The sequence below is a fragment of the Polynucleobacter sp. 35-46-11 genome, from assembly GCF_002281105.1.
Genome location: NZ_NCFJ01000399.1, coordinates 1 through 2,346, shown reverse-complemented (window position 1 = coordinate 2,346; position 2,346 = coordinate 1). Strand labels below are relative to the sequence as shown.

General features: G+C 46.6%; 2 protein-coding genes. Both read right to left on the bottom strand.

Going from position 1 to position 2,346, the window contains the following annotated elements:
- Window positions 1–2: 2 nt before the first annotated feature.
- Window positions 3–707 carry a transposase gene (locus B7Y67_RS15480; protein ID WP_293599403.1) on the bottom strand — a complete coding sequence of 235 codons (705 nt, stop codon included), beginning with the start codon at window positions 705–707 and terminating at the stop codon, window positions 3–5.
- 12 nt (window positions 708–719) lie between these two features.
- Window positions 720–2,346: penicillin-binding protein 1A (locus B7Y67_RS15475; RefSeq protein ID WP_293599402.1), on the bottom strand; the 1,627-nt coding region annotated here is incomplete at its 5' end.

Sequence of the window (2,346 nt, the reverse complement as noted above, 5' to 3'; positions counted from 1 at the left end):
ACTTAAGTCATTGAATTTATTGGTATTAATTTCTTTGGGCGTCCACGATGACGAATTAGCACTTGATCAGGATTATCTTTGAATACGCTCTTTGCATAGATATCGCTGACCCAAGGCTTGGATCTCACTAATGCCTCAGTAATTTCGCGATCTTCCCAGTGAGGTGCGCCTTCCTTAACAAACCCTGCCCATGTCATTTGTCGCTCAAACGGGGTATTACCCAGCTTCCAAAAGTGCTGGTGATCAACCAACCAAGGCTCAGCATTACCACCAATGTGGGAGGCAAAACTAGTCCAAGTTGAATCTTGAGGGTTCGATTCAAAGCCAGCCCTTACGGGATTGAGCTCAATATAACGTTGGCAACGCAGAAAATAATCAGGGTCTATTAGCGAAGAACGATAACGCCCCTCCCAAATTGTTCCAGAACGGTGGTGCTTTTGATTGAAATACTGGGCATAACGCCTACCTAGAGATTGCATCGTCTTCGCAAGCGAATCTTCATTTTGGGGAGTCATTAAGAGATGCACATGGTTTGGCATCAAAGCGAATGCATGCACTGCACTACCAAATTGTTTTGCTGCCTCTCGCAGCCAATCTAAATAGGTGCAGCGATCAGAATCATTAAAGAAAAGTGTTTCCCGATTATTGCCACGAACCATGACATGCATTGCTTGACCAGGAATAATGGTACGCGCTTGCCTTGCCATTGCTAAGACGAACTACTGCAGTTCGCGCACACCACCATTATTAGAGAACTCAGGGATAAACCAATCACCATCAACTTGAGTCACACCTGCCGGTACTTCACGCGCTTGTTGTGGCTGATCTTTTAACGCGGTGCTCATATAAGAGATCCACATAGGCAGAGCAAGACCGCCACCAGTTTCACGATCACCTAAGCTTGCCGGCTTATCAAAACCAATCCAAGCAATTGCAACTACCTGCGGGTTATATCCCGCAAACCAAGCATCGTGGGACTCATTAGTAGTACCCGTTTTACCGGCAATGTCAGAGCGACCCAATTTCGCTCTTGCACTTGCGGCGGTTCCAGTCTTCGTGACCTCTTGCAACATACTATCTATCACAAAGGCTGTGCGCGCATCCAATACACGAGTCGCATCCTCGTGTGCGTGAGTAGGTTTAGCTTCAAATAAAACCGTACCCTTTGAATCCGTCATCTTATTAATTAAGTATGGGTCTACACGATAGCCGCCGTTAGCAAACACACTATATGCGGATGCCATTTGCAAAGGGGCCACGGTGCCTGCGCCTAATGCCATCGTTAGGTAAGGAGGATGCTTTTCTGCCTCAAACCCAAAGCGCTGAATATATTCTTGCGCATAGGAGGGGCCAATGGCGCGGATTAGGCGAACAGAAACCAAGTTTTTTGATTTAGCCAAAGCAATACGCAAACGCATCATGCCCTCATACTTACCATCATAGTTTTTTGGCTCCCAGGCTTGGCTACCTGTTTCCATACTGCCAATCGATAATGGCGCATCGTTCACCATGGTGCTTGGAGAAAAACCTTTCTCGATTGCGGCAGCATAAATAAACGGCTTAAATGAGGAGCCTGGCTGGCGTTGGGCCTGAGTCACATGATTAAACTGATTACGGCGGAAATCAAACCCCCCCACTAATGAGAGGATCGCGCCCGTATCAGCATTCATAGAAATAAAGGCGGCCTCAACCTGAGGGAGTTGTGCCAACTTCCAAATACCCCCATCGGATAGCAATCTAATAATGGCACCAGGGCGTAAACGTTTTTTTGGTTGAGTACTATCAGTTAAGGAAGCAGTAGCTAGTTTCATGCTCTCACCCTTTAAGGTGATCACATCCCCAGTAGCAATCATGACCTGCATTTCTTTTGGCTTGACATCAAGCACTACCCCAGACTGCAAATCATCTAACTGGGGGTAAGCTAACAAAGCCTCGTCAATTGCACGCTGACGCTTCGTCGCATCTTCCGGTAAATCAATGAAACCTTCCGGACCACGATAAGCATGGCGCAAATCATATTCAAAAATACCGCGACGTACCGCTCTATATGCAGCATCTTGATCTGCCTTCAAGAGCGTGGTGTATACATCAATTCCTTGGGAATAAATTGCCTCACCGTATTGACTAAACAATAATTGACGCACCATCTCTGAAGCAAAATCGGCGCGAGTACTAAACTCATTTCCCAAGCCCCGAATATGCAACTCTTCTGCCATGGCAACTTGATACTGCTCGGGAGTGATGTATGACAAATCCCGCATACGCTGCAAAATATATTCCTGGCGAATTTTTGCGCGACGAAAATTGCTTACTGGGTTGTATGCCGATGGTGCTTTTGGCAAACCT